A 22,142-nucleotide genomic window follows, 5' to 3' on the forward strand; every position below is an offset into this window, starting at 1 on the left:
TATCCATTTCCTAGAACAAAGCATTGCTACTGAAGGGCTCAATCCGCTCTTGAAATACCTAACGCATTAATGGAGTTCGACCCATGACATATGGACAAATCACTCAATCTATTGACAATACAGCTACAGGGGATAACAATATCGATGCCCTACTGCTTGAACATCGATGGGCAGATACGACCGTAACGTTCAGTTTCACCAACAACTTTAAAAATGACTATGAGGAAGAAACAGATTATCCAGCCGAGTTTGAAAATGGATTTCAAACTCTAAACGCCACCCAAAGATCTGTGGCTCGCGAATGGATGGATATGTATGAAAGTGTCTCTGGCTTAACATTAACGGAGCTAACGGGGGCTCAGGATCGGAATGCCACTATCCGCATAGCAGAATCTAGTGCTGCCAATCCAGCTCGAGTCGGTGATTTCCCAGGAAGTACAGAGCATAGTGATAGTAGCTTTGCAGCTGGAGATATTTGGTTTGACAACAACCAGTTTAACAATCCTCAAATGGGTGACTATGCCTATCTCACCTTTGGCCATGAAATTGGCCATGCATTAGGTCTTAAACATGGTCACAGCACGGAAGAGGGCGTGCGAGCAGTTGCCATGGATGCCAATCGAGACTCCATAGAATTCTCGGTGATGACTTACCGTTCTTACGTAGGCAGCCCAGTTAGGAGCTATACAATCGCACAAGATAGTTATCCCCAGTCCATGATGATGTATGACATCAGGGCTATACAAGAGATGTATGGTGCCAATTTTAACCATAACTCCAACGATACAGTCTATAGGTTTTCAACAGACACGGGGGAACTGTCGATCAACGGTGTTGGTCAAGGGCAACCGGTTGGGAATAAAGTCTTCCGTACCATTTGGGATGGCAATGGCAATGACACCTACGATTTCTCTAACTATACAACCAATCTCTCCGTTGACTTACGCCCTGGCAAATGGAGCAATTTAGATAGAGATGGTAACATTCAACGGGCAGAGCTAGGTCCCAATCAGCACGCCCAGGGTCATGTTTATAATGCTCTTCAATATAGGGGGGATAATCGCTCATTAATCGAAAATGCCAATGGGGGTTCCGGTGACGACATCATCCACGGCAATAACGCTGATAACGTGCTCCGAGGTAAGGCAGGCAATGACGTTCTTCGTGGTTATCTAGGGGCCGACGAGATTCAGGCCGGCACAGGTAATGATACCGTCTACGGCGGCTTTGGTAATGACAAGCTCTATGGTTTTTCTGGTAATGATAAACTCAATGGTCAAGCTGATGATGATCTGATTCATGGAGGGGCCGGCCATGACATCATCACAGGTGGTTTTGGCAACGATCGCCTCAATGGCGATAAAGGCAATGACCAACTCGTGGGGGGCGCTGGTAACGATATCCTTACGGGGGGTGCTGGAGCGGATAAATTCCAGTTTAAGTCCTTACAGCATGGTATCGATTCCATTACTGACTTTGTCCGTGCCCAAGGCGATAGAATTACACTGGTGGCCAGTGGCTTAGGTGGTGGCTTAACCGCAGGTTTATTAGGTGCAGAGCAATTTGTCCTGGGGTCTGCAACCGATACCAATGACCGTGTGCTCTATAATAGTTCAACTGGAGCATTATCTTTTGATATTGATGGCTCAGGCTCTGCGAAGGCTGTCCAGATTGCCACCCTATCAGCAGGTACATCTCTGACGAGAAGTGACTTTGTTGTCGTATAGAATGCCTTATTCCATGGGACGGATGACTTCAGTAGAGATGTCATCTGTCCATTTTTTGTCTTCATTTGTCTGTCTTAATCTAGCGTTTGTTTTAATCTAGCTCTTGATGACGATTAGCCATTTTGAGCCGCTGTTTAAATTTGGTAAACTATATGACAATAGTCAGCGTACTGCTACTCTCGCGATTGCTGATTTAGGGTATACCCCATGGCCCACAACACTAACATCACCCTTGCCTGGCAACATTTACCCAATAGTTTAAAAAACTGGCAGCTGTCAATATTACCAGGATTGACCTTAACGGGGCTAATTATCATAGTTAGACTTTTAGGTGTATTTCAAGCTATCGAGTGGAGAACGTTAGATCTATTTTTACGACTTCGATCTGCAGAAACAACAGATACAAGAGTGCTGGTTGTTACCATTGATGAAACTGATATTCAAAACTTGGGCACCTACCCGTTACCTGGTCAAACCTTAGCAACCCTTTTAAGACAGTTGGACCAATATCAGCCCCGGGCTGTGGGCATTGATATTTTTCGTGATTTACCCGAAAAATCAGGTAATCAAGATTTTGTAGAGGCCTTAGCCGATCTACCCTATGTCTTTGGTATCGAATTTTTAGGGCAGACTGGTGAGAGTATTGGCCCACCCCCCACCTTACCTTACGAAAGAGTAGGGTTTTCAGATTATCCGCTAGATGATGATGGCGCTGTGCGGAGAAGTCTTTTAGGGAGACCTAAAGACTCTGGTGTTTATCAATTCTCCCTGGCCATGCGTCTCACGTCTGAATATTTACGGCATGAAGGCATTCCATTAGAAAATGGTTTAAAGAATCCTGATGCTATGCGCTTTGGGGCTGTAGAAATTGAACCGTTTTACCCTAATACGGGCGGTTACGTAAGAGCTGATGCGAATGCCCAACAAACACTGATTAACTTCCGCAGTGGGCCTGAGCCTTTTCGGATGGTACCGCTCAGGGATGTGTTAGCGGATAATGTCTCCCCCAGTTGGATTAAAGACAGTGTTATTCTCATTGGCATTATTTCTCCAGGTCATAAGGATAATGTGACATCCGCTGCCCTCGTCGGTAAAAATCCTGGTGCCGTGTCTGGCGTTGAAATCCATGCCCATGTAGTCAGCCAGATTCTGAGTGCTGTCTTAGATAATCGTCCCCTACTGCGCAGCCTGCCAGACATTGGAGAATACCTATGGATTTTATGGTGGGGGACTGCGGGAATTGTGCTGGTGGGTGTGGTCCCCACACCGTCGCGGCATTTGATTTTGGTGCTGATGACGGGCGTAGGTTTGGTGTTTACCAGCTATGTGGCCTTGTCCGTGGGCTGGTGGCTACCATTAGAGCCGCCATTGATTGCCTTTTTACTGAATGGCCTAGTCTTGCCGGGGATATTGCTATATGACCAGATGTTGCGATCTCGCATCGAAGCTGGTCAACGGGTCATCCGACACACATACAATGCTGTTCACAACGGTCCCCTACAAACCTTAGCTCTCATTCTAAAAGATGTTGATGATCCAGATAAAACGATAGATCGCCCCCAACTATCCGCTAAGCTTGATAAACTCAATCAAGAGATTCGGGCTGTTTACAACACCTTAGAAGAAGAACTTAAACCGCAAAATAACCAACTTCATCTGCAAAGTCAGGGGCCTACTTTAGACCTTGATATGGTTCTGCATGAGTTGCTTTATGAAGTGTTTGAGCAAACAATACAAAGAGATTTTCCACACTTTAAATCCATTAAATTTAACGTAGTTCAATTTGAATCTATGGAGGATTCACGATTGGGCAGGGAAGAAAAGCGATATCTCTGTCGTTTCCTCGAAGAAGCCCTCTGTAATGTAGGTAGATACGCTCAGGGCGCTACAAAGTTAACAGTCAATTGCCTGGCCACAGAAAACGAAAATCTCATTTTAGTTCAGGATAATGGCAAAACTGTTCTTAAGGACGACTCTAAGTACATCAATCGGCTAGAAGGAGGTAGAGGCACCTGGCAGGCTCAGCAGCTAGCTCACCACTTAAAGGGACAATTCAAACGCTTTTCAGTATCCCCCCATGGCACATGTTGCGAATTAAGATGGCCCATTTCCAAACCTAGGTGAAATTAGCTAAGCTCAAGAAAATGCAAGATTTCAGCATACTAAAATCTCTTAATATGCCATTTCTTCCCTTAGGTAGTAGATTGACTCGGTTAACCTGCTTAGCGCTGATCAGTACCATTTTAGGGATCTCAGTGTCTGCGATCGCAGCCTACATGCCATCGGAGGATACAAAAGCCCCTGAAGGACCGACGCTTTCAGGGGGACGTCGAGGGGGGTGTGACGATGCCTCAGCCCTTGATTTGCTGGCCCTTGCCCCACAACAATCGGTGGGACAAACGTTGACAACACAACCAACATTGGTTTGGTATGTACCTGATGCCAAGGCCTATAAAGTTCAGCTAAATTTATACCAATATACCGGTGAGGGTTGGGCCGATATTGTGGAAGGGTTAGACATTGGCCTGAGCACGCAAGGCTATATGAGTTATACGGTACCCGCCACCCTAGAGTTGGAAATAGGCAGTGTCTATGAGTGGCAAATTGTGCTAACTTGCATCCCTGATCGTCCATCCAGTGCTCAGGTCACAGGCGCACAGTTTGAGGTGGTTAGCCGTCCCATTGACCTGAGTGCGGTAGACGGTAATCGGGTGCAACAGGCTCAAGAATATGCGATCGCAGGGCTATGGTACGACGCCATGGCGCTCCTATCAGATCCGTTGCTAACCCCTGAGGAAAATGACTATAGACGTGCATTACTAACTAGTCTGGCTGAGTTTGAAGATGTTGAAATTGGGGCTCAACTTCGACAAATCTCGGCAGTTGATTAAGTTTAAGCATTGACTAAGGAATTAGGGGTTAGGTCTGCTTTCTGGTCACTAGGATGAGGCTAACCGGCCTACTCCCTAACACTGACTACCTATAGCTCACACTAAAGACAGATAAGATTACCAACTGGATCAGCTAAGTTAGATATTGCAGTGGCAAATACAGCTCAAATCCTGAATAAAATGCCGCATCTTTTATTGCAAGTCTAAATCATGGCCTCTGACTATCCCTGTAACAAGATACTTATTGTTGATGATCATGAAGCAATCTTAAGTGGCACTATCAGTGCCTTATTACAAGAATATCCTGACGCAGCCATTACCACAGCCAACACAGCTCAATCGACCCAAGGGGAATTATCAATCGCATTACCCGATCTCTTGATCATGGACTTATCCATTCCTCAGGATGCTCAAACACCCTCTGAAGTGGATACAGGCATTGAGCTTCTACGAAAGGTCATGGAAACCTACCCAGAACTTAATATTGTTGTACAAAGTGCCCATATACGTTCACTGATTCGGCTCAAGCCTCAGATTGCGATTCATCAGGCAGGTTTTACCATTATCGATAAAAAATTGCCGATGAAAGAAATGCTGACTAAAGTCGCTTGGGCTTTACAAGGCTTGATTTATACACCCCGTGATATGCGGACAAGTTTAGAAGTTAGATCCGAATGGCTCACGGTTCTGGAATTAGCCTTCAAAGAAGGTCTCAAAGATAAAATAATTGCCGAAAGAATGAACGTTTCAGAACGCACCGTTCGTCATTATTGGTCTAAGGTCCAGGATGCCCTGGACGTTTACCCTGAAGCGAATAAAAATATACGCATTCAAACTGAGATTCGTGCCCGTGAAGAAGGCTTAATTGCCTAAATTTTAATCAACACCCAGAATTAACATCCAAGCATCTGCCCTCACCGGGACATGCGACGTCTCCTAGTTGCCGATGATGAGATTCCAGATACATGGCATACGCTCAATCAGTCTGATGAGATGGTGCCATAACATCACTGGTTAATCCTTGGGCAGCTTTATCGGTTTTGGCAGCCATAATGAAATCATTTCGATGCAGCCCATTTAGAGCATGGGTCCACCAGGTGACTGTGACCTTACCCCATTCAGTCAGTAGAGCCGGATGATGTTGCTCCCCTTCAGCCAGATCACCGACTTTGTTGGTGAACCCTAGGGCGGTCTGAAAATCACTAAAATGGTAAACCCGTTGTAATTGAGGGATGCCCTCTACGGAGATAATATCCCAATCCGGAATCTGAGGCTTAAGTTCCGCTACTTCCGCCTCACTGGCGGGTGGAACCTTGCCACTACAAGGAATACAGGTTTGACGGGTTAATGAATCACTCATTTTTCTTCTCCTGAGTTCAACAGGCCAGAGCCCATACAGTTAGCCCTGGCCTAAAGCTTTCTTTAGTTTACTGAGAGTGCTTCTTTTTCAATCTTCTCTTCTTCATCTTTTGAAAGCACACGCCCTTCGTCCTCAAAACCTTTGAGTTGATCAAAGTTTAAATAGCGGTACAGTTCATCTGCAAAGGGATCGAGCTTCTTCGCAACAATCTCCAAATATTCTTCCATGTTGGGAATTCGGCCCAGCAATGCACAGGCAGCTGCCAGTTCTGCAGAACCTAGATATACCTGAGCACCTTTACCCATGCGGTTATTGAAATTGCGAGTGGACGTAGAAAAGACTGTTGCACCATCTTCCACACGGGCCTGATTCCCCATGCAAAGCGAACATCCAGGCATCTCAGTTCGGGCTCCAGCGGCGGCAAAGGTGCCGTAGTAGCCTTCCTTACGCAGCTGCTGTTCATCCATCCGAGTGGGTGGACAAATCCAAAGACGTCCCTTAACAGTACCAGCCCCTTCTAGCACTTTTGCTGATGCTCGATAGTGGCCAATATTAGTCATACAGGAGCCGATGAAGACCTCATCAACTTTGTCGTCAACAACATCTGAAAGAGTTTTGATGTTGTCAGGATCATTCGGTGCAGCCACCAGAGGTTCCTTAATCTCGTTGAGGTCAATCTCGATCACCTCTGCATAGGTTGCATCTGCATCCGCTGACATCAGGCTGGGATTGGCCAGCCAATCTTCCATCGCCGCAATTCGCCGTGCCAAAGTACGAGCATCGGCATACCCACGGGCGATCATGTTCTTCATCAGTGCCACATTGGACCGTAGATACTCAGCCACAGTCTCTTCGCTAAGCTTGATGGTACAGCCTGCTGCAGAACGCTCTGCCGTTGCATCAGTTAACTCAAAGGCTTGCTCCAGCTTCAGATCAGGCATTCCTTCCATCTCAATAATGCGACCGGAGAAAACATTTTTCTTATTCTTCTTCTCGACGGTGAGTAGACCTTTTTGGATAGCTACGTAGGGAATTGCATTAACGATGTCCCGCAGTGTAATGCCAGGCTGTAATTCACCTTTAAATTTGACTAAAACCGATTCGGGCATGTCCAGAGGCATTGCACCGATGGCAGCTGCAAAGGCGACTAAACCAGACCCAGCTGGGAAGGAAATACCTAAGGGGAAACGGGTATGGGAATCTCCGCCTGTGCCCACAGTGTCGGGCATCAGCATGCGGTTTAGCCATGAGTGAATGATGCCATCCCCAGGCTGTAGGGCAACACCACCGCGAGAGGAAAAGAAATCTGGCAATGTGGCATGGGTCTCTACATCCACTGGCTTTGGATAGGCTGCGGTATGGCAGAAGGTTTGTAGCACTAGCCCCGCACTAAAGCCAAGACAGGCCAGCTCCTTCATCTCGTCGCGGGTCATCGGACCAGTGGTGTCTTGAGAACCCACTGTCGTCATCAGTGGCTCGCAGGACATACCCGGTCGCACACCGGGCAAACCACAGGCTTTACCGACCATTTTCTGGGCCAATGTGTAACCGTTGCCAGTCTCAGTAGGCGCAGCAGGACGAATAAATACATCGCTAGGTGCTAGGCCTAAAGCTGCACGAGTTTTATCTGTGAGCGCACGGCCAATCATTAGGGGAATGCGTCCACCGGCTCTGACTTCATCTAGCAGGGTGTCAGGTGTGAGGCTAAAGGTGGCAATGACAACGCCATCCTTGGTAATTTCGCCTTTGCGCACATGGATGGTAACGACATCGCCAGTTTCCATCTGGGAGACGTCGCACTCAATGGGGAGAGCACCCGAATCTTCTGCTGTATTGAAGAAGATAGGCGCGATTTTGCCACCGAGGATGTAGCCGCTTGTCCGCTTGTTAGGAACGTGGGGGATATCTTCACCCAAATGCCAGATAACAGAGTTCATCGCCGATTTGCGAGAGGACCCGGTACCAACAACATCCCCTACGTAAGCCACCGGATTACCCTTGGTTTTTAGCTCGGCAATGGTTTCTAGGGCATTGGGCATTTTAGACTCGAGCATCACCAAACCATGCAGGGGAATGTCTGGACGGCTAGTGGCATGGGGGGCAGGGGAAAGGTCATCTGTATTAGTTTCGCCAGGGACCTTGAAAACAGTGATATCGATGGTGTCGGGAACCTCGGGCTTACTGGTGAACCACTCCGCTGTAGCCCAGGCATCTACGACTTGTTGGGCGTAGTCACTGCCTTTATCCTTGCCCTTGGCTAGCGCTAGTACGTCGTTAAAGGCGTCATATACAAGCAGTGTTTTCTTGAGTGCATCGGTGGCAGCTTGGGCCAGTTCTGCATCTGGAGATTTAAGTAGATCTACCAAGGACTGGACGTTATAACCACCTAACATTGTGCCGAGTAGCTGCACGGCTCTTAGGGGCGATATCAATGGACTCGTGGTTTCGCCCTTGGCAATGGCGGTTAGAAAGGATGCTTTTACGTAGGATGCTTGGTCAACTCCGGGGGGAATGCGATCGCACAACAGATGCATCAAAAACTCAGATTCACCCTCAGGCGGCTGCTTAAGTAGATCACAGAGATCAGCTGTTTGCTCAGCAGTTAACGGTAGTGGAGGAATCCCCAATGACGCTCTTTCAGCTACATGTTTGCGATATGATTCCAGCATCACTTACCCCTACGCTATCTTAAAAAATATTAGACCGGAAAAATTGACAAAAGAGTGCCACTCTCTGGATTCTACATCCATCCTAGCGCAATTCCACCTCAGCAGTCGCCCAGGATCCTTGTAGTGTCAGGGATAAAAAGATTGTAGAACGTCTCAATGGACTCCTCTCAAACTCAAAATAGAATAGCTTTTTAGGAATTATTCCCGTTATTTCTCCCTATTAGATGAACCTCTCTCTGAGGGAATGGAATACTAATGCCAACTTCATCAAACCGTGTTTTAAGGGATTCCTGAACGCCGAAATATACATTCCAGTAGTTCTCAGTTTTAGTCCAAGGCCGCACAGCCAGATTAACGCTGCTATCAGCCAGCTCTAGGACACCTACCGTAGGTTTAGGCTCTGCTAGCACCAAGTCTTGACCTGCCAAAACTTCCAAGGTCAATTGTTTAACCTTGGCCAAATTTTCCTGATAGGCCACACCGATTACCAGATCCACCCGCAATATTCCCTTGGCTGAATAATTAATGATGTTGTTATCGGTCAGCTTGCTGTTCGGCACAATTACGGTGCGATTGTCCAAGGTGCGTAGGATAACTGTAAACACTTGGATCTCTTCCACAATGCCATTGATATCAGCCGCTTCTATCCAGTCTCCTACTCGAAAGGGCTGAAATAAAATGATTAAGATGCCTGCGGCAAAGTTTGACAGCGATCCCTGCAAGGCCAAGCCTATCGCCAGGCCTGCAGCACCCAGAACAGCAATCAGCGATGTTGTTTCAATTCCTAGCTGACCCAGGGCTGCCAAAATAAAAAAGGCTAAGGTCCCGTAATAAAGGATATTACTAGCAAAAGAGATTAACGTTGGCTCAATGCGAGCCTTTGCCATTAGCTTTTTAATCAGCTGCTTGACAAACGAGGCCATCCAACGACCCACGATTAGAATGATAATTGCAACAATAATCTGTAAGCCAATATCTACAGAGATATCTCGAACTTGGGTCAATAGCTGATTAGACTGAGCAGATGAGATTTGACCTAGCGCATTCATGGATTTATGTGCTTAGCATGACAATATGAGCTAAGTGCTTGATCATACTGCTTTGCTTACGCGCTTAACTGTCTTTCAGCTAGCTATCGGTCAAAACTTTCCATCAAAAAGAGCGATAGACGTGTCTATCGCTCTTGAGGTTGATTTTAGTCAATCGTTAGGATTAACAAAATGGTGTTGCCGAGCGTTGGTATGGTTTCACCGTTTCATCTACATGTCAGTTTCTTGAGAGACTTCGTTTCTAGGCTGCTCGCTGATGCACAGTAAAGTGCTGAGCAGGTGCTGGGAAACCAGCTTGACCAAAGCCCTCGCGAATCACTTTATTGGTATCGAAATACACCTGCCAGTAGTCGTTATTGTTGCAATAGGGGCGTACTGCCAAAACAGGACCCATGGGATTGAATTCCAGAATCTCGACATCTGGAGCAGGCTCTGTCATGACATTGGGAATGGCAGCTAGTTTTTCTTTAAGTAGTGCGATCGCTTGGCTAGGCTCCACAGAATTATCGAGCTGAGCAACTAAATCAACACGGCGATAGGGATTGGTAGAGAAGTTTTGAATTGTATCCGAGAAAATTGTGTTGTTGCCGACAATCGTCATTACATTGTCCATAGTGTTGATTTTGGTAACAAATAAACCAACTTCTTCAATAGTGCCTGTCACTCCGCCTGCTGCAACAAAATCACCGACTTTGAAGGGACGCAAAATAACTAGAAACGCTCCAGCTGCAAAGTGAGCTAATAGACCACTCCAAGCTGCGCCAATTGCAATGCCAGCAGCAGCTAATAGGGCCGCAAAAGATGTAGTTTCAATGCCAAAGAAACCTAAAATGGCAACCACTAAAACAACATTTAGGACAACACCAACGGTAGATTTAAGGTAGATAATTAGTGTTGGATCAATGGTGGTGTTTTTAAGGCTACGGGTCAACAAACCAATGGCAAACTTGATCAGCCAACGACCTACAATCCAGAAAATGAGCGCCCCAACAATTTTGAGACCAACTGCGATCAGAATGCTGGTAGCATTGCTAGCTATATTGGTTAAAAATGCTTCGTTCATTACGATCCTTCCAGCCCAAAATGTATCTACAAAGTGAAAGTATAATATTGAATATAGATATACATTTCTTCCGCTAAAACACTTAAGCTTTCAGCGCACATTATCGATTGTTCTGTTCGTTATTCAGCCTTATTTCTCGTTTTTCGGTAGTTAGCAGTCAAGGTTATTTGTGAAACAATCATCACCTAACTATCTATTGCGGCTACGGCTCTATCTAAACCTTGTGCCAGTTTTAGGCATTCCTGCCTCTCTGTTAACTCTTTATGGTACTCCCCATGAACCTGATGCCCAGCTAAAGCAAGTAAGTCGCTTAGCCGTTGTCTTGGGAATGGGATGGTTATTAGCAACTGTGTTGCTGAGTGCGGGTGCCCATAGCGAATTTTCCCAGCTGGCGACCCTACGATTTTGGATTGCGAGTAGCTTTGTGGGGAGCGGCTATTTTCTGACAAATCTATGGCTGATGCTACGGATATTCCAAGGGAAATCGACTAAGCTCCCAGGCGTTAGCCAGCTAAGCCGCCGGCTACCGGATTAATGTTGCGTTTTGAAAAGATCCGTCTTTTCAGAAAAATACTGCTACTATTCTGCTAAAAATTGGACTGCTGTCCCTGATGTATGGCAGTTTTCCATTACCTTGGGCAAGGGTAGCTATATTAATTAGTCAATTGTGGCCAATAGTCGCTAAACTAACGGCTACATTTCCGCTTTCATAGCCCTTCTTCTCAATTATTATTCTCCAGGTTTGAGGTCATTCTGTGTCCATCCCACACCGCAAAAAACAATCAGCTAAACAGCCAATAAAGAAGGCGGTATTGCCCAAGCAGCGTAAACGTCGTGGGTGGTTGGGCATACCTAAGTGGGCATGGATCACTGTGTCATTGGCCAGTGTAGCGACGTTTTCAGCGGCTACGGGGGCATTGCTGGCGGTGTCTATGAATAGTCAGCCACTGTTACAGAGTCAGCTGTCACCTGAAGAAGCGGCTGTTTTCAGCGAGGATGAACCTATCCTTGCGACCAGTAGTTTGCGCCTCCCCCGTTTGACCAGACCGGTGAATATTCTGGTGCTTGGGGTCAAAGTTCTAACCTCTGATCTCGATCGGTCTGTTGCAGGTGCAGAGGACTTGGGATATCACGCCCTGGTTAACTCCTTTGAGGGCCTATCAGATACTATGCTGCTGCTGCGTTTCAATCCGCGCACGGGGCAGCTCGTGGTGATGTCTGTTCCCCGTGATACCAGGGCATTGGTCAATGGTATGTTGACAAAAATCAATGAAGCTAATTTGGATGGGGGGCCTGCATTAACAGCAGAGTCCATCAGCGACTTGCTAGGGGGGGTGGCGATCGACCGCTATGTTCGTATCAATGTGCAGGGTGTGGAAAAACTGCTGGATGCTCTGGGCGGCGTGACGGTTAATGTGCCACAGGATATGAAATATCAGGACGATAGCCAGCATCTGTACATCAATCTGAAAGCGGGTCGACAAACTTTAGACGGCAATCAGGCGCTGCAATTTCTACGGTTTCGCTACGACGAGAATGGCGATATTGGGCGGGTACAGCGCCAGCAGACAATGATGCGGGCTGTCATTGAGCAAACGCTTAATCCAGCAACCATCGCCCGACTCCCGAAGATTTTGTCAGTTATTCAGTCCCATGTTGATACCAACCTCTCAGTAGAAGAATTGGTGGCATTGGTAGGTTACGGGTCTCAAACTAGCCGTTCAGACGTGCAGATGTTGATGCTGCCAGGTAACTTTAGTAGTCCGACAGAATATAGTCTTAGCTACTGGCTCCCAAATTACGCAAAAATTGATGAGATGGTTGAGCAATACTTTGGGTTAGATGCCGCTCAGATGATGGAGGCTACCAGCCCTTCCTATTTAAGCGTGGTGATTCAAGACAGTACTGGTGATGAAGTTGCAATCCAGTCTTTGGTGGATACTCTCTACGATAGTGGCTATCGCAATGTGAGTGTTGGCTACGATTTGAACGAGGCACTTGCTGAAACCCGCATCGTTGCTCAACGTGGTGATCGTGCCAGTGCATCAATGCTAAAGCAGTTTTTAGGCATTGGTGAGGTGCGGGTTGAAAGTACTGGCAACCTTAACTCAGATATTACAATTCAATTGGGTGAGGATTGGTTAGCCGAACATGGAGCCGCCCTTTGATGCCCAATGAGCGAATTTATCAAATCAAACTGACTTTAACCGATAGCGAACCGCCTATATGGCGACGATTATTGGTCAATGCCACCACAAACTTAGAAGAATTGCATCGCATCGTGCAAATTGCCATGGGGTGGCAAAATTTATCGAACTATCATTACCGCATTGGTAAGCAGCGATCTGATACTGAGCCCTCTCTGTTGCAAATGCCCCTTAATGAAATCATTAGGGATGATCTGGTGCAGTTCTGTTACGTGTATGACCTACGTGACGGTTGGTTTCACACTATAGAGGTGGAAATGATTTTGCCCGCCGACCCTCAAGGCCATTATCCCCACTGCATCACCGGAGAATTACGCTGCCCTCCCGAAGGCTGTGGCGGTATTTGGGGTTACAACGAGCTAATAGAAATTCTCGATGACCCCGATGACCCGCAATATTTGACCCGATGGGATGAAGTCGGTGGGGACTTTGATCCTGACTATTTTGATTTGGGTCTTGTCAACGTACAACTGCACTCGGGCTAGTGGCTATTATTTTTCTGGGTTAGACATTTGCTGAAAGCCTTGGGCCGCTTGCTGCCATCCCCGACGAATCTGTGGTCCTTGGTAGTTTATAAACCACTGGCTGCGGGTGGCGAATAAGGCTAATTCCATGGGTAGAGTGAACTGTATTAACCCTTTGCGACGTAATGTGCTGACGTAGGTATCAAACTGCTGTCTTAACTCATTGAGTTCGTCTAAATACCAATCAAGGCTTGCATGACGTAGTGATGCCGACTTTTTGATCCGCTGTAGTTCAGCTTTGAAGGTACTCAATGACGCCATAAACACCTGGTCCCGCATTTGGTCCTGCAGCATGTACTGACTAAAAAGATGCTGGGTGCTTAAGGCTTGATACTGACTATCAGCGATTTGTTGGGGACGTTTAGAAATTGGCCGCATATCGATTATGGAGAGCGGATGTAAAAGTCTGAGCGGATATCGTTAGGTCAGACACGATGCTGGCCAAATCTTAGCAAATTCGTTGCTAAGGCAGCGACGTAGAATTTCCTGGTGCTTGAAAGCTAATTCCATTTCCAGGGCTTTCTCCAACTCAAACCAGCCAACGTCTGTGACTTCGCCCTTGCTTACCTGAGGATTTAACGGCGGTAGGTCTGCACCTTGACTGAGAAACACCATCACAGGATAGTGCATGGTGACATTTTGGGAGTGGCGGGGCTCACTAAAAACTAGACTAGGTTGATCAAGGGAACCCACTAGTCGATGGTTTGCCTGGATCTCCTTAAGATCCAGACCCAGCTCTTCCCAGACTTCACGAAGCATAGCCCCACCGATGGTTTCGTCATAGTCTAGATAGCCCCCTGCTAAACACCACTTGCCGACCTCAGACGGCAGGTCAGGACCACGTTTATTCAGGGGGACGTAGGCGTTACCGTCACAAACGACCACGACAATGGCCAGAACGGTAACGCTACGGCTGATCCAAAGCTCCTCGCCGTCAACGATGACACAGCGATTGGGAGTACTGGTGAATTTAGCCATTGATTAACCCGGAAAAGGGCCTAGTTACTTTGGTTGTTAAGATAAGTCGCGATCGCATCCTCTGCAATCTGTGCCATGCTCATGCCCTTGGTGGCGGCGGCTTCCTTCAGCTGTAGGTAAACTTCACCAGAGACACCGACACGGTGCTTACGACGACCTGATGCCTTCTTGGCAGGTACATAGGATTCAGCAAAGTTACGAATCGCGTCGAAACCGAGGCGATCGCAAAAATCACCAAAGCTTTCACCAGACTGGCGACCTTTCTTAAAGAAGGCAAACATTGGCTCTAGAGTACTCTCCAGATCATCAATGTTCATTTTCTGCATGTAAGGCTGGGCTAATCGGGTTTGATTAGGCGAACCTCCGAGCCACAGCTGATAGGAATTAGGCGCGCTACCCACAAAGCCAAGTTCAGCCATGTAGGGGCGGGCACAGCCATTGGGGCAACCGGTCATGCGAATCACAAAGTGTTCTTTCTTTAGCCCTAGCTTATTCAGCAGTGCTTGAATTCGGTCAAGCACAGTGGGCATAGCTCTTTCCGACTCAGTAACCGCCAAGCCGCAGGTAGGTAGAGCTGGGCAAGCCATGGCATAGCGGTGAAGCAGATTGATTTGATTATCTGCTTCAATGCCGTTGCTAGTTAGGATACGGTCAATTTCGTCCTTATCAGCTGGGTTGATCTCCGTTAGCAACAGACTTTGGTTGCTAGTAAGACGGATGGGCAACCGATAACGTAATTCAATTTCCTTCAGCGCTGACTTGATCTTGAATGCACCATTGTCATAAATCCGGCCATTCTCAATATGGACACCGAGGAAGAGATTGCCATCGCCCTGCTCATACCAGCCTAGATAGTCATAGAACTTCCATTCTGGCAAAGGTTTAAAAGGTTGCAGGCTCTTGCCAAAGTACTCCTCAACCTTGGCCCGGAACTTCTCAACGCCCCAATCGTTGATGAGATACTTCATCCGAGCATGGCGGCGCTGTACACGATCACCATAATCACGCTGGGTGGCCACAATTGCCTTTACCAGGTCATAGACATCTTCCTTATCTACATAACCAATTTCATCAGCAATACGGGCAAAAGTTTCCTCTTTGTTATGGGTACGTCCCATACCGCCACCGGCCAATACGTTAAAGCCCAGTAACTCCTTATTTTCATCAACAATTACCACCAGAGTGACATCCTGGGTATAGGCGTCTACGGAGTTGTCTCCCGGTACAGTCACCGAGCACTTGAACTTACGCGGCATATAGTGGGTGCCGTAAATGGGCTCGACACTGTCCTGGAAGGTGGTGCCATTGCCATTACTCTGACGCGCAGCGACGACATCTGGGTGCTCTTCACCAGTGACGGCCTTTTCGCCATCTAGCCAAATTTCATAGTAGGCGGGAGTTTGGGGCGTGAGTAAGTCAGCAATCCGGTTAGCATAGTCCCGGGCATAGACATACTCTGGTTTGTCCTTAAAGGGAGCGGGTACAGCCATCACATTGCGGTTCAAATCGCCGCAGGCTCCCAGGGTGGACCCCATGCTACGAATAATCGACGCCATGGTGGCCTTCAGATTTTTCTTTAGGATGCCGTGGAGCTGGAACGCCTGGCGAGTGGTAGCCCGAATGTTGCTGTAGCCGTATTTGTCCGACAGCTCATCTAAGGTCAGATACATTTCCGGTGAAACTAAACCTCCAGGATTGCGGGTCCGCAACATCATGCGGTAATCCTTTTCCTGACCTTTCACTCGGTTATCGCGATTATCTTGCTGGTAAGACCCATGGAATTTCAGGATCTGGATACCGTCTTCACTGAAATGAGTAGTGTCTTGGGCAAGCTCGGTTGCTACAGGTTCCCGGAGAAACTGACTACGTTCCTTAATCCCTTCCAGTCTGGATACTTTCTTTACAGGATTAATCGCCGGAACCGACGACTGAGCTACGTGGCTATTAGTAGAAATCGGGGTTTGAACCATGATGCAGCGGTCGATAGCAGAACAAGAACTGATGAATCCGAAAAACGAAACAGGCTATGGAAAAGCATCCAAGCCTAATATTTAAGTGTCTCGGTTGATTAGACTAGCGGAGCTAAATTGTAGTCAGATAGCTAGTCAATAACGGTATTACCCGGTAAATCGTTAGATTTTGATTTCCCGGTAATCCGCTCGGGATAGTGGTGTATACCCAATGGTATCACTGCCAACCATTTTGTGAGTGGTTACTCTCTGGCCAAATGTTATCTGATGCTGAAAATCAAGGCTGGGCTGAAGTGATTCCACCTTATCCATGGTAAGCCCTTAGGATTGAGTTACCTATCTTGCCAAGCGGAGGCTCGATCTATGGCAGATGCCACCATGTACAGCGAAGAGATGTTTGTGTTGCTGATTCCTGGCAACGAGGAGGTCTTTTTAGAGCCTGATGAGCTATTGGCTAAGCTCAAAGCCATGTTAGAGAAGTATCCTGGCCCCCTTCCCAGAGACTTACAAAAATTTGACTTAGTTGACCAGCAAGCTCTACATCTACGCGATACTGCCTGTGAGTTTGAAGTTACCCCCGGGGTGTCCTGGCAGTGGTATGCAGTGAGATTGGAAAAGTAGGCATGGGTAGTAGGGAATAGGTAAGGGGAACGGTGCTTCCAGTAAAACGGGAGCATGCTGCATTGGCATAAAACTTCTATTAAATTATATGGTGTCCTGAATGCACCAACTCCTTTTCTCCCCCCTGGTCCATCCCGTTTCTCTAGAGAACTATGTAGAATGAAGAACAAAATTATGCTGTCTCAACACAATTAGTTGACCTGTGGATGAACTCAGGACGGGGTTAGAGTTAGCAACCCACGTTGAACTGGCCGCCCTGGCCGAGGTATTATTTCGACCCAAGTTTAATCCTTTAGATTATTGGTGTACCCCTTCCCCCCAGAAGGTGCAGAGTTGCGATCGCACCCATCGTATCCAACAAATAGAGGCTCGACTGCGCTATCTGGCGGCTGATGGTTTGACGGTGCTGCGACAAGACACCCAACATCTGAGCTATCGACAAATTTTGCTACAGCTCAACCGTCACCTTAAACTTCGGTTGTCTACACGATTATCCACCCTCGATTTAGAAGCCGAAATATTTTTGCAGTTACTCGAAAAGACCTGGCAGCAGCTACCTCCTAGTCAGCAACGTCAGCTGCAAAAACGATTGACCAATGAATTGGCGCAGATGAAAGAGTTTCAACGGCTATCGCCTCAGTTACAACAAAATCCTATGGCCTTAGTACTTAAGGGGAGCGGTGCCGTTGCTGCTAGTTCTGTGATTCGCCCTTGGTTACTGCAGCAAATTGCAAAACAGTTTGCGCTCCAGATGGCACGTTATCAGGTGGCTCAACAAACCCTGCGCGGGGCCGCTACTTTGGGCACTAAAGTGCAGGGGAAAGCGGCTATCCAGCTGGCTTCTCGCGGCATGGCTATTAATACGGCACGATACAGTGCTGTACGGGGTGTATTTGCTTGCTTAGGGCCAGCCCTATGGACTTGGTTTATCGTCGATCTAGGCTGGCGAGCAATTGCCTCAAACTATACTCGCGTGATTCCAGTCGTATTTACTCTGGCCCAAATTCGATTGATCCGCGATTCGGATAACTCATTATCCGATCATGCAACGTTGGAAGCGGCGGCATAATTTGGCAGACATATATGACGACAAATAGCGTCTCTGAGGATAGTCCCAAAAATCACTATGAACTTTTGGGGGTAAAGCCGACGGCCTCCCCCCAGGAAATTCGTCGCGCTTATCGGGAGTTAAGCAAGCTCTATCATCCTGATACGACTGAGTTATCAAGTGCGATCGCAACCAAAAAGTTTCAAGCCCTCAATGAAGCCTATGGCACCCTAAGCAATCCAGAACAACGTCTTAGCTACGATAGTAAAATAGGCTATTCTCGGTTTTACGTGAGCCAAGCCCCTAAAGATGTTAGGACGGGTTCCGGCAAAGATTCACCCTTTGAGTCTCGCTATACCTACCTTGATCCGACCGATCGCCCCCTATCTGCAGGGGAGATATTTGCTCTGTTTATACTGGGGCTAACGTTTGCCGTCTGCCTGGCCCTAGTATTTATTTTGGGGATCGCCGATAGTGATTTTACCCTGTCTGTCTTACAGCCTTAATTTAGCAATAGCAATACGCCATGGCCCTTCCCTCCACTGATACACCTCTGTACAACCACACGCTGCCTGACATTGAGCTATGGCTGACCCAGCAGGGTTGCAAGCAAGACAATTCTGAACTCAATCGCTGGGAAATTTCCAAGGCAACCTGGCGAGCAGATTTAATTCTAGAAACGGACTCGCTAGTTGTGCGTTATTTAGATGCAGGCGATACCGGGGAAGATATTCAACGGGGTTTCAAATATTCCCTAAGCCGTCAAGATTTAGAAGATGCCATTTTTGCGGGTCCTTAACTTTACACAGCGCATTTTAAGTATTTAGGAGTCCCGACCTTAACGTGGTGATTAAAAATATTGATCACATCGGTCTGACTTACAGACGCGGTGGATTGACTCATAGGTAGCAGCACGCCGACCAAATAACCTATATCGATTGTCACGGATGAATATGTACAGCTGATCCCCAGAACGCTTCAGGCCCGGCAAGCTACGGTAAGCAGCCACAAACAGAGCACCAACTGGTAGCAAGGCTCCAATTTCTTCAGCAGCAGCACTGCCCTGCCAACGCCTCTTAGGATTAGCCTCATCAATTAGCAGCATCCCTAACTCACAATCAGCAGCTGTAACGTTGAACTGCTCCAGGATTTCAGCATCTTGCATCGACCCATAATGAAAGCGCTGGCCCCGATCAAGCCACTCTAACCATTGGACTAAGGTTGTACAGAGATTACAGTCGCCATCGTAAATTACGCAGTGCATAGGGATCACGCTAAATAGAACAGGTACAAGCCGGACACAGACGACTTACAGGAGGGGAGCTTATATTCAATATTCAGAGCAGTCAAAAATCAGCTTAGAAATCAGGCTTTTTAGGAGAGCGCTATAGATTTAAGCCCATGCATCACACCCGTTTATTTTTTAATTATAGGAATAAAACCTGTCGGCTTGACCCGGTATTAGGGCACCTCCAATGTAGCTTGCTATACATTAATAACGTTATTAAAGGCACAAAATCACGGAATGATGCATGTTAGCTTAAGCACATTTTCAAATTTTTCTTAACCTTGCCTTTACCTGAGCTCGGTAGTTTTCACCAAGAATGTCTTTAGACATTGTTGGTGAGGAGTTTAAGTCTAAGCAATCATGGAATTCAAAGCACGGAAAATGCGCTACGCATACTCAGCGACTCTGCTTGCTCTATTAACTAGCCTGGCTGCTTGCGGCGGTGGCACTACAACTGATACCGCCGATGCACCTGCTGACGGTGGCACTGAAGTTGCTGCTGCTGGTGGTGTCTCTGGCGATGTTTTAATTGATGGTTCTAGTACTGTATTCCCCATTGCAGAAGCAATGAGTGAGGAATTCAGCATTGTTAACCCTGATGTCAATGTAACTGTCGGCATTTCGGGTTCCGGCGGTGGCTTCAAGAAATTCTGCGCTGGTGAGACTGATATTTCCAATGCTTCTCGTCCTATCAAGGATGAAGAAGTTGCGGCTTGCGAAGAGGCAGGCATTGAGTTTATCGAGGTGCCCGTCGCTTTTGACGGTCTGACCATTGTGACTAATCAGGCTAATGATTGGGCTCAGTGCTTGACTACTGAGCAGCTAAACACCATGTGGTCTCCTGATGCTGAAGATCAAGTTAACAACTGGAACCAGGTAGATCCGTCCTTCCCCGATCAGAAACTAGATCTGTATGGTCCTGGTACTGACTCTGGTACATTCGACTACTTCACCGATGAAGTGAATGGTGAAGAGGGTGCGAGCCGTGGTGACTATGCTGCCAGTGAGGATGATAATTTAATCGTGCAGGGTGTAACGGGTGAAGAGGGTGCCCTAGGTTACTTTGGTTACGCCTACTTTGAAGAGAACTCTGACTCTTTGAAGGCGGTTGAAATCCAGAACGAAGCTGGTGAGTGTGTAGCTCCTTCTACTGAGACTATCGCTGATGGCTCCTACAACCCCATGTCCCGGCCCCTGTTCTTCTACGTGAAGAAAGAAGCCTACGACACTAAGGAGCAGGTCAAGGCCTTTGTTGACTTCATGCTTGATCCCAAGAATGGCGAGCTAATTGGTGATGCTGGTTATGTTGCATTGCCTGATGAGATCTTAGCTAATGCCAAGGCTCGTGTTGATGAGGCCAAGCTAGGCAGCGACCCTACTAACCTGTAGGGTTTAAACCCATCAGGGGCTCTCTGCCTGATGATTGGTCATTGCAACTGGGGAGAGTTCACTCTCCCCAGTTCTCTTTGGCTAAGTTCTGTTCTGCATCGCTGGATGCATCGTTTCTGGACAAAAATTTAGTAGTCTATTTTTGCATCTGATACTCTTATTCCCTGCAAACAAGAGTGACAGCTGACCTAAAGCATTGGCTTAAACATTGGATGCACTCGAACATTGTCCACGTCCAAAACGGTCGTTTTGACCCAGAGTAAGCAGGTGCCTGGACGTGGTGTAGCCTAAACCCAAGCTGAGGACTTTATGCATGACAGCTGAGCTTCCCTTAAATGATATTGCCCCTGGTGCTTGGCAACCGAATCGCAGTCGTTCTCAAGCTATTCAGATGATCGTTAAGATCATCTGCGGAGCATTTGCTGCAATTTCGATTGTCACCACCATTGGTATTATCGCAACGCTCATTTTTGAGGCCTTTTCTTTCTTTGGAGATCTACCAGCTGAGCTGTCAAAGGATGGCGAAAACGTCTCTTATATTCAAGGGGTTATTCATTTCCTAACGGCTGGCCGTTGGACACCTTTGTTTGCGAGTAAGCAGTTTGGAATTTTTGTGTTGATCAGTGCGACGCTGATGATCACCTTTATTTCAATCGCGGTAGCCCTCCCCTTGGGACTATTAGCTGCCATCTGCCTGAGCGAATATGCGAGTCCCAAACTACGTAAAATCCTCAAACCTGTTCTAGAAATTCTAGCGGGTGTGCCGACGGTGGTTTATGGTTACTTCGCTCTGTTGACTGTTACCCCTTTCTTGCAGGCATTTTTAGAGCCTGTGGAAGGTTTCAATTCCCTAAGTGCGGGCATTGTTTTGGGAATTATGATTACGCCTATGGTGGCGTCTTTGAGTGAGGATGCCATCTATTCTGTGCCTCAGTCCTTACGTGATGGTTCCTATGCATTGGGAGCCACCAAGCGTGAAACGGTTTGGTCTGTTGTTTTGCCTGCTGCGCTTTCAGGAATTGTTTCATCCCTGATTTTAGCGATGTCACGGGCCATCGGTGAGACCATGATTGTGACCTTGGCGGCAGGCGCAAACCCTACCCTGGGCTTTAATCCATTCGTACCCGTCATGACCATGACAGCTTACATTGTGCAGGTGACAAAGGGGGATGCTCCCCATGGAACCATTGCCTACGAAACTCTGTACGCAGTGGGCATGACCCTATTTTTAATTACCCTTGCTCTCAATGTCTTTAGCTTTTGGTTTGTGCGTCGTTTCCGTCAGAAGTACGACTAATGAAAGCGTTTTCTGAGTTAACGCAGACCGTGTGATGAGTAGTAGAGCAAGTGAGCAAATA

At 47.3% G+C, this 22,142-nt stretch carries 21 protein-coding genes; 13 read left to right on the plus strand and 8 right to left on the minus strand.

Annotated elements, in window-relative coordinates; translation table 11 throughout:
- Positions 1-83: 83 nt before the first annotated feature.
- From QGP82_RS32905 to QGP82_RS32920, 4 genes are all read left to right on the plus strand, one after another.
- Positions 84-1,727: a M10 family metallopeptidase gene (locus QGP82_RS32905; RefSeq protein WP_163663510.1), complete on the plus strand. Its 1,644-nt coding sequence runs from the start codon at positions 84-86 to the stop codon at positions 1,725-1,727.
- Between the two features lie 207 nt (positions 1,728-1,934).
- Positions 1,935-3,851 (plus strand): sensor histidine kinase, encoded by a 1,917-nt coding sequence (locus QGP82_RS32910; protein ID WP_499062125.1) that lies wholly within the window; start codon positions 1,935-1,937, stop codon positions 3,849-3,851.
- Between the two features lie 53 nt (positions 3,852-3,904).
- A complete protein-coding gene (locus tag QGP82_RS32915) occupies positions 3,905-4,618 on the plus strand; it encodes a DUF928 domain-containing protein (RefSeq protein ID WP_499062126.1) in 714 nt (237 codons plus the stop codon).
- A gap of 210 nt (positions 4,619-4,828) precedes the next feature.
- A complete protein-coding gene (locus QGP82_RS32920) occupies positions 4,829-5,491 on the plus strand; it encodes a response regulator transcription factor (protein WP_499062127.1) in 663 nt (220 codons plus the stop codon).
- 103 nt (positions 5,492-5,594) lie between these two features.
- Here QGP82_RS32920 and QGP82_RS32925 read toward each other — a convergent pair whose 3' ends face one another.
- The 4 genes from QGP82_RS32925 to QGP82_RS32940 form a co-directional block, all read right to left on the minus strand.
- On the minus strand, positions 5,595-5,978 hold the full coding sequence (locus QGP82_RS32925; protein ID WP_163663518.1) for a 4a-hydroxytetrahydrobiopterin dehydratase: 384 nt from the start codon (positions 5,976-5,978) through the stop codon (positions 5,595-5,597).
- 62 nt (positions 5,979-6,040) lie between these two features.
- Complete coding sequence (acnB, locus tag QGP82_RS32930) at positions 6,041-8,647, minus strand: bifunctional aconitate hydratase 2/2-methylisocitrate dehydratase (protein WP_499062128.1); 2,607 nt, start codon at positions 8,645-8,647, stop codon at positions 6,041-6,043.
- 191 nt (positions 8,648-8,838) lie between these two features.
- Positions 8,839-9,696, minus strand: coding sequence for a mechanosensitive ion channel family protein (locus tag QGP82_RS32935; protein WP_250564907.1), 858 nt, complete (start codon positions 9,694-9,696; stop codon positions 8,839-8,841).
- A gap of 241 nt (positions 9,697-9,937) precedes the next feature.
- Entirely contained in the window at positions 9,938-10,759 is an 822-nt protein-coding gene (locus QGP82_RS32940; protein WP_499062129.1) for a mechanosensitive ion channel family protein, read from the minus strand.
- 169 nt (positions 10,760-10,928) lie between these two features.
- Here QGP82_RS32940 and QGP82_RS32945 point away from each other — a divergent pair, with 169 nt between their 5' ends.
- From QGP82_RS32945 to QGP82_RS32955, 3 genes are all read left to right on the plus strand, one after another.
- Positions 10,929-11,294, plus strand: a complete 366-nt coding sequence (locus QGP82_RS32945; protein ID WP_163663523.1) for a hypothetical protein — start codon at positions 10,929-10,931, stop codon at positions 11,292-11,294.
- Positions 11,295-11,514: 220 nt separating this feature from the next.
- Positions 11,515-12,927 (plus strand): LCP family glycopolymer transferase, encoded by a 1,413-nt coding sequence (locus tag QGP82_RS32950; protein WP_163663525.1) that lies wholly within the window; start codon positions 11,515-11,517, stop codon positions 12,925-12,927.
- Positions 12,927-13,451 carry a plasmid pRiA4b ORF-3 family protein gene (locus QGP82_RS32955; RefSeq protein ID WP_163663527.1) on the plus strand — a complete coding sequence of 175 codons (525 nt, stop codon included), beginning with the start codon at positions 12,927-12,929 and terminating at the stop codon, positions 13,449-13,451. The genes QGP82_RS32950 and QGP82_RS32955 overlap by 1 nt, the downstream gene beginning before the upstream one ends.
- Positions 13,452-13,457: 6 nt before the next feature.
- On the opposite strand, the gene QGP82_RS32960 is transcribed toward QGP82_RS32955, so the two are convergent.
- The 3 genes from QGP82_RS32960 to sir are packed head-to-tail and all read right to left on the minus strand — an operon-like array spanning position 13,458 to position 16,438.
- Positions 13,458-13,868, minus strand: a complete 411-nt coding sequence (locus QGP82_RS32960; protein WP_163663529.1) for a hypothetical protein — start codon at positions 13,866-13,868, stop codon at positions 13,458-13,460.
- A 42-nt stretch (positions 13,869-13,910) separates the two neighbouring features.
- Complete coding sequence (locus QGP82_RS32965) at positions 13,911-14,468, minus strand: NUDIX hydrolase (RefSeq protein ID WP_163698741.1); 558 nt, start codon at positions 14,466-14,468, stop codon at positions 13,911-13,913.
- Between the two features lie 20 nt (positions 14,469-14,488).
- Positions 14,489-16,438: a sulfite reductase, ferredoxin dependent gene (sir, locus tag QGP82_RS32970; RefSeq protein ID WP_250564908.1), complete on the minus strand. Its 1,950-nt coding sequence runs from the start codon at positions 16,436-16,438 to the stop codon at positions 14,489-14,491.
- 363 nt (positions 16,439-16,801) lie between these two features.
- Between sir and QGP82_RS32975 the strand changes: the two genes are divergently transcribed.
- The 4 genes from QGP82_RS32975 (at position 16,802) to QGP82_RS32990 (ending at position 18,906) form a co-directional block, all read left to right on the plus strand.
- Entirely contained in the window at positions 16,802-17,059 is a 258-nt protein-coding gene (locus tag QGP82_RS32975) for a CRR7 family NDH-1 assembly protein (RefSeq protein ID WP_499062130.1), read from the plus strand.
- 202 nt (positions 17,060-17,261) lie between these two features.
- Positions 17,262-18,128, plus strand: coding sequence for a YaaW family protein (locus QGP82_RS32980; RefSeq protein WP_499062131.1), 867 nt, complete (start codon positions 17,262-17,264; stop codon positions 18,126-18,128).
- A gap of 14 nt (positions 18,129-18,142) precedes the next feature.
- Positions 18,143-18,613 carry a J domain-containing protein gene (locus QGP82_RS32985; protein ID WP_499062132.1) on the plus strand — a complete coding sequence of 157 codons (471 nt, stop codon included), beginning with the start codon at positions 18,143-18,145 and terminating at the stop codon, positions 18,611-18,613.
- A 20-nt stretch (positions 18,614-18,633) separates the two neighbouring features.
- Entirely contained in the window at positions 18,634-18,906 is a 273-nt protein-coding gene (locus QGP82_RS32990; RefSeq protein WP_163663540.1) for a DUF3143 domain-containing protein, read from the plus strand.
- A gap of 51 nt (positions 18,907-18,957) precedes the next feature.
- Here QGP82_RS32990 and QGP82_RS32995 read toward each other — a convergent pair whose 3' ends face one another.
- Positions 18,958-19,371, minus strand: a complete 414-nt coding sequence (locus QGP82_RS32995; RefSeq protein WP_163698747.1) for a thiol-disulfide oxidoreductase DCC family protein — start codon at positions 19,369-19,371, stop codon at positions 18,958-18,960.
- A 384-nt stretch (positions 19,372-19,755) separates the two neighbouring features.
- On the opposite strand from QGP82_RS32995, the gene QGP82_RS33000 reads away from it, so the two are divergent.
- Both QGP82_RS33000 and pstC read left to right on the plus strand, forming a co-directional pair.
- The gene (locus QGP82_RS33000; protein ID WP_163663547.1) at positions 19,756-20,784 is read left to right on the plus strand and encodes a PstS family phosphate ABC transporter substrate-binding protein; all 1,029 of its coding nucleotides are present in this window, start codon (positions 19,756-19,758) and stop codon (positions 20,782-20,784) included.
- A gap of 313 nt (positions 20,785-21,097) precedes the next feature.
- Positions 21,098-22,081 carry a phosphate ABC transporter permease subunit PstC gene (gene pstC, locus QGP82_RS33005; protein ID WP_163663549.1) on the plus strand — a complete coding sequence of 328 codons (984 nt, stop codon included), beginning with the start codon at positions 21,098-21,100 and terminating at the stop codon, positions 22,079-22,081.
- Positions 22,082-22,142 lie beyond the last annotated feature (61 nt).

The organism is Leptothoe sp. LEGE 181152 (assembly GCF_032906605.1).
In the GTDB taxonomy this organism is placed as follows: Bacteria; Cyanobacteriota; Cyanobacteriia; order Phormidesmidales; family Phormidesmidaceae; genus Leptothoe; species Leptothoe turfae.

Coding starts and splice junctions, on each gene's coding strand:
- QGP82_RS32905 (WP_163663510.1), top strand. CDS start 84: ATGACATATGGACAAATCACTCAATCTATTGACAATACAGCTACAGGG.
- QGP82_RS32910 (WP_499062125.1), top strand. CDS start 1,935: ATGGCCCACAACACTAACATCACCCTTGCCTGGCAACATTTACCCAAT.
- QGP82_RS32915 (WP_499062126.1), top strand. CDS start 3,905: ATGCCATTTCTTCCCTTAGGTAGTAGATTGACTCGGTTAACCTGCTTA.
- QGP82_RS32920 (WP_499062127.1), top strand. CDS start 4,829: ATGGCCTCTGACTATCCCTGTAACAAGATACTTATTGTTGATGATCAT.
- QGP82_RS32925 (WP_163663518.1), bottom strand. CDS start 5,978: ATGAGTGATTCATTAACCCGTCAAACCTGTATTCCTTGTAGTGGCAAG.
- acnB (WP_499062128.1), bottom strand. CDS start 8,647: ATGCTGGAATCATATCGCAAACATGTAGCTGAAAGAGCGTCATTGGGG.
- QGP82_RS32935 (WP_250564907.1), bottom strand. CDS start 9,696: ATGAATGCGCTAGGTCAAATCTCATCTGCTCAGTCTAATCAGCTATTG.
- QGP82_RS32940 (WP_499062129.1), bottom strand. CDS start 10,759: ATGAACGAAGCATTTTTAACCAATATAGCTAGCAATGCTACCAGCATT.
- QGP82_RS32955 (WP_163663527.1), top strand. CDS start 12,927: ATGCCCAATGAGCGAATTTATCAAATCAAACTGACTTTAACCGATAGC.
- QGP82_RS32960 (WP_163663529.1), bottom strand. CDS start 13,868: ATGCGGCCAATTTCTAAACGTCCCCAACAAATCGCTGATAGTCAGTAT.
- QGP82_RS32965 (WP_163698741.1), bottom strand. CDS start 14,468: ATGGCTAAATTCACCAGTACTCCCAATCGCTGTGTCATCGTTGACGGC.
- sir (WP_250564908.1), bottom strand. CDS start 16,438: ATGGTTCAAACCCCGATTTCTACTAATAGCCACGTAGCTCAGTCGTCG.
- QGP82_RS32975 (WP_499062130.1), top strand. CDS start 16,802: ATGGCAGATGCCACCATGTACAGCGAAGAGATGTTTGTGTTGCTGATT.
- QGP82_RS32985 (WP_499062132.1), top strand. CDS start 18,143: ATGACGACAAATAGCGTCTCTGAGGATAGTCCCAAAAATCACTATGAA.
- QGP82_RS32990 (WP_163663540.1), top strand. CDS start 18,634: ATGGCCCTTCCCTCCACTGATACACCTCTGTACAACCACACGCTGCCT.
- QGP82_RS32995 (WP_163698747.1), bottom strand. CDS start 19,371: ATGCACTGCGTAATTTACGATGGCGACTGTAATCTCTGTACAACCTTA.
- QGP82_RS33000 (WP_163663547.1), top strand. CDS start 19,756: ATGGAATTCAAAGCACGGAAAATGCGCTACGCATACTCAGCGACTCTG.
- pstC (WP_163663549.1), top strand. CDS start 21,098: ATGACAGCTGAGCTTCCCTTAAATGATATTGCCCCTGGTGCTTGGCAA.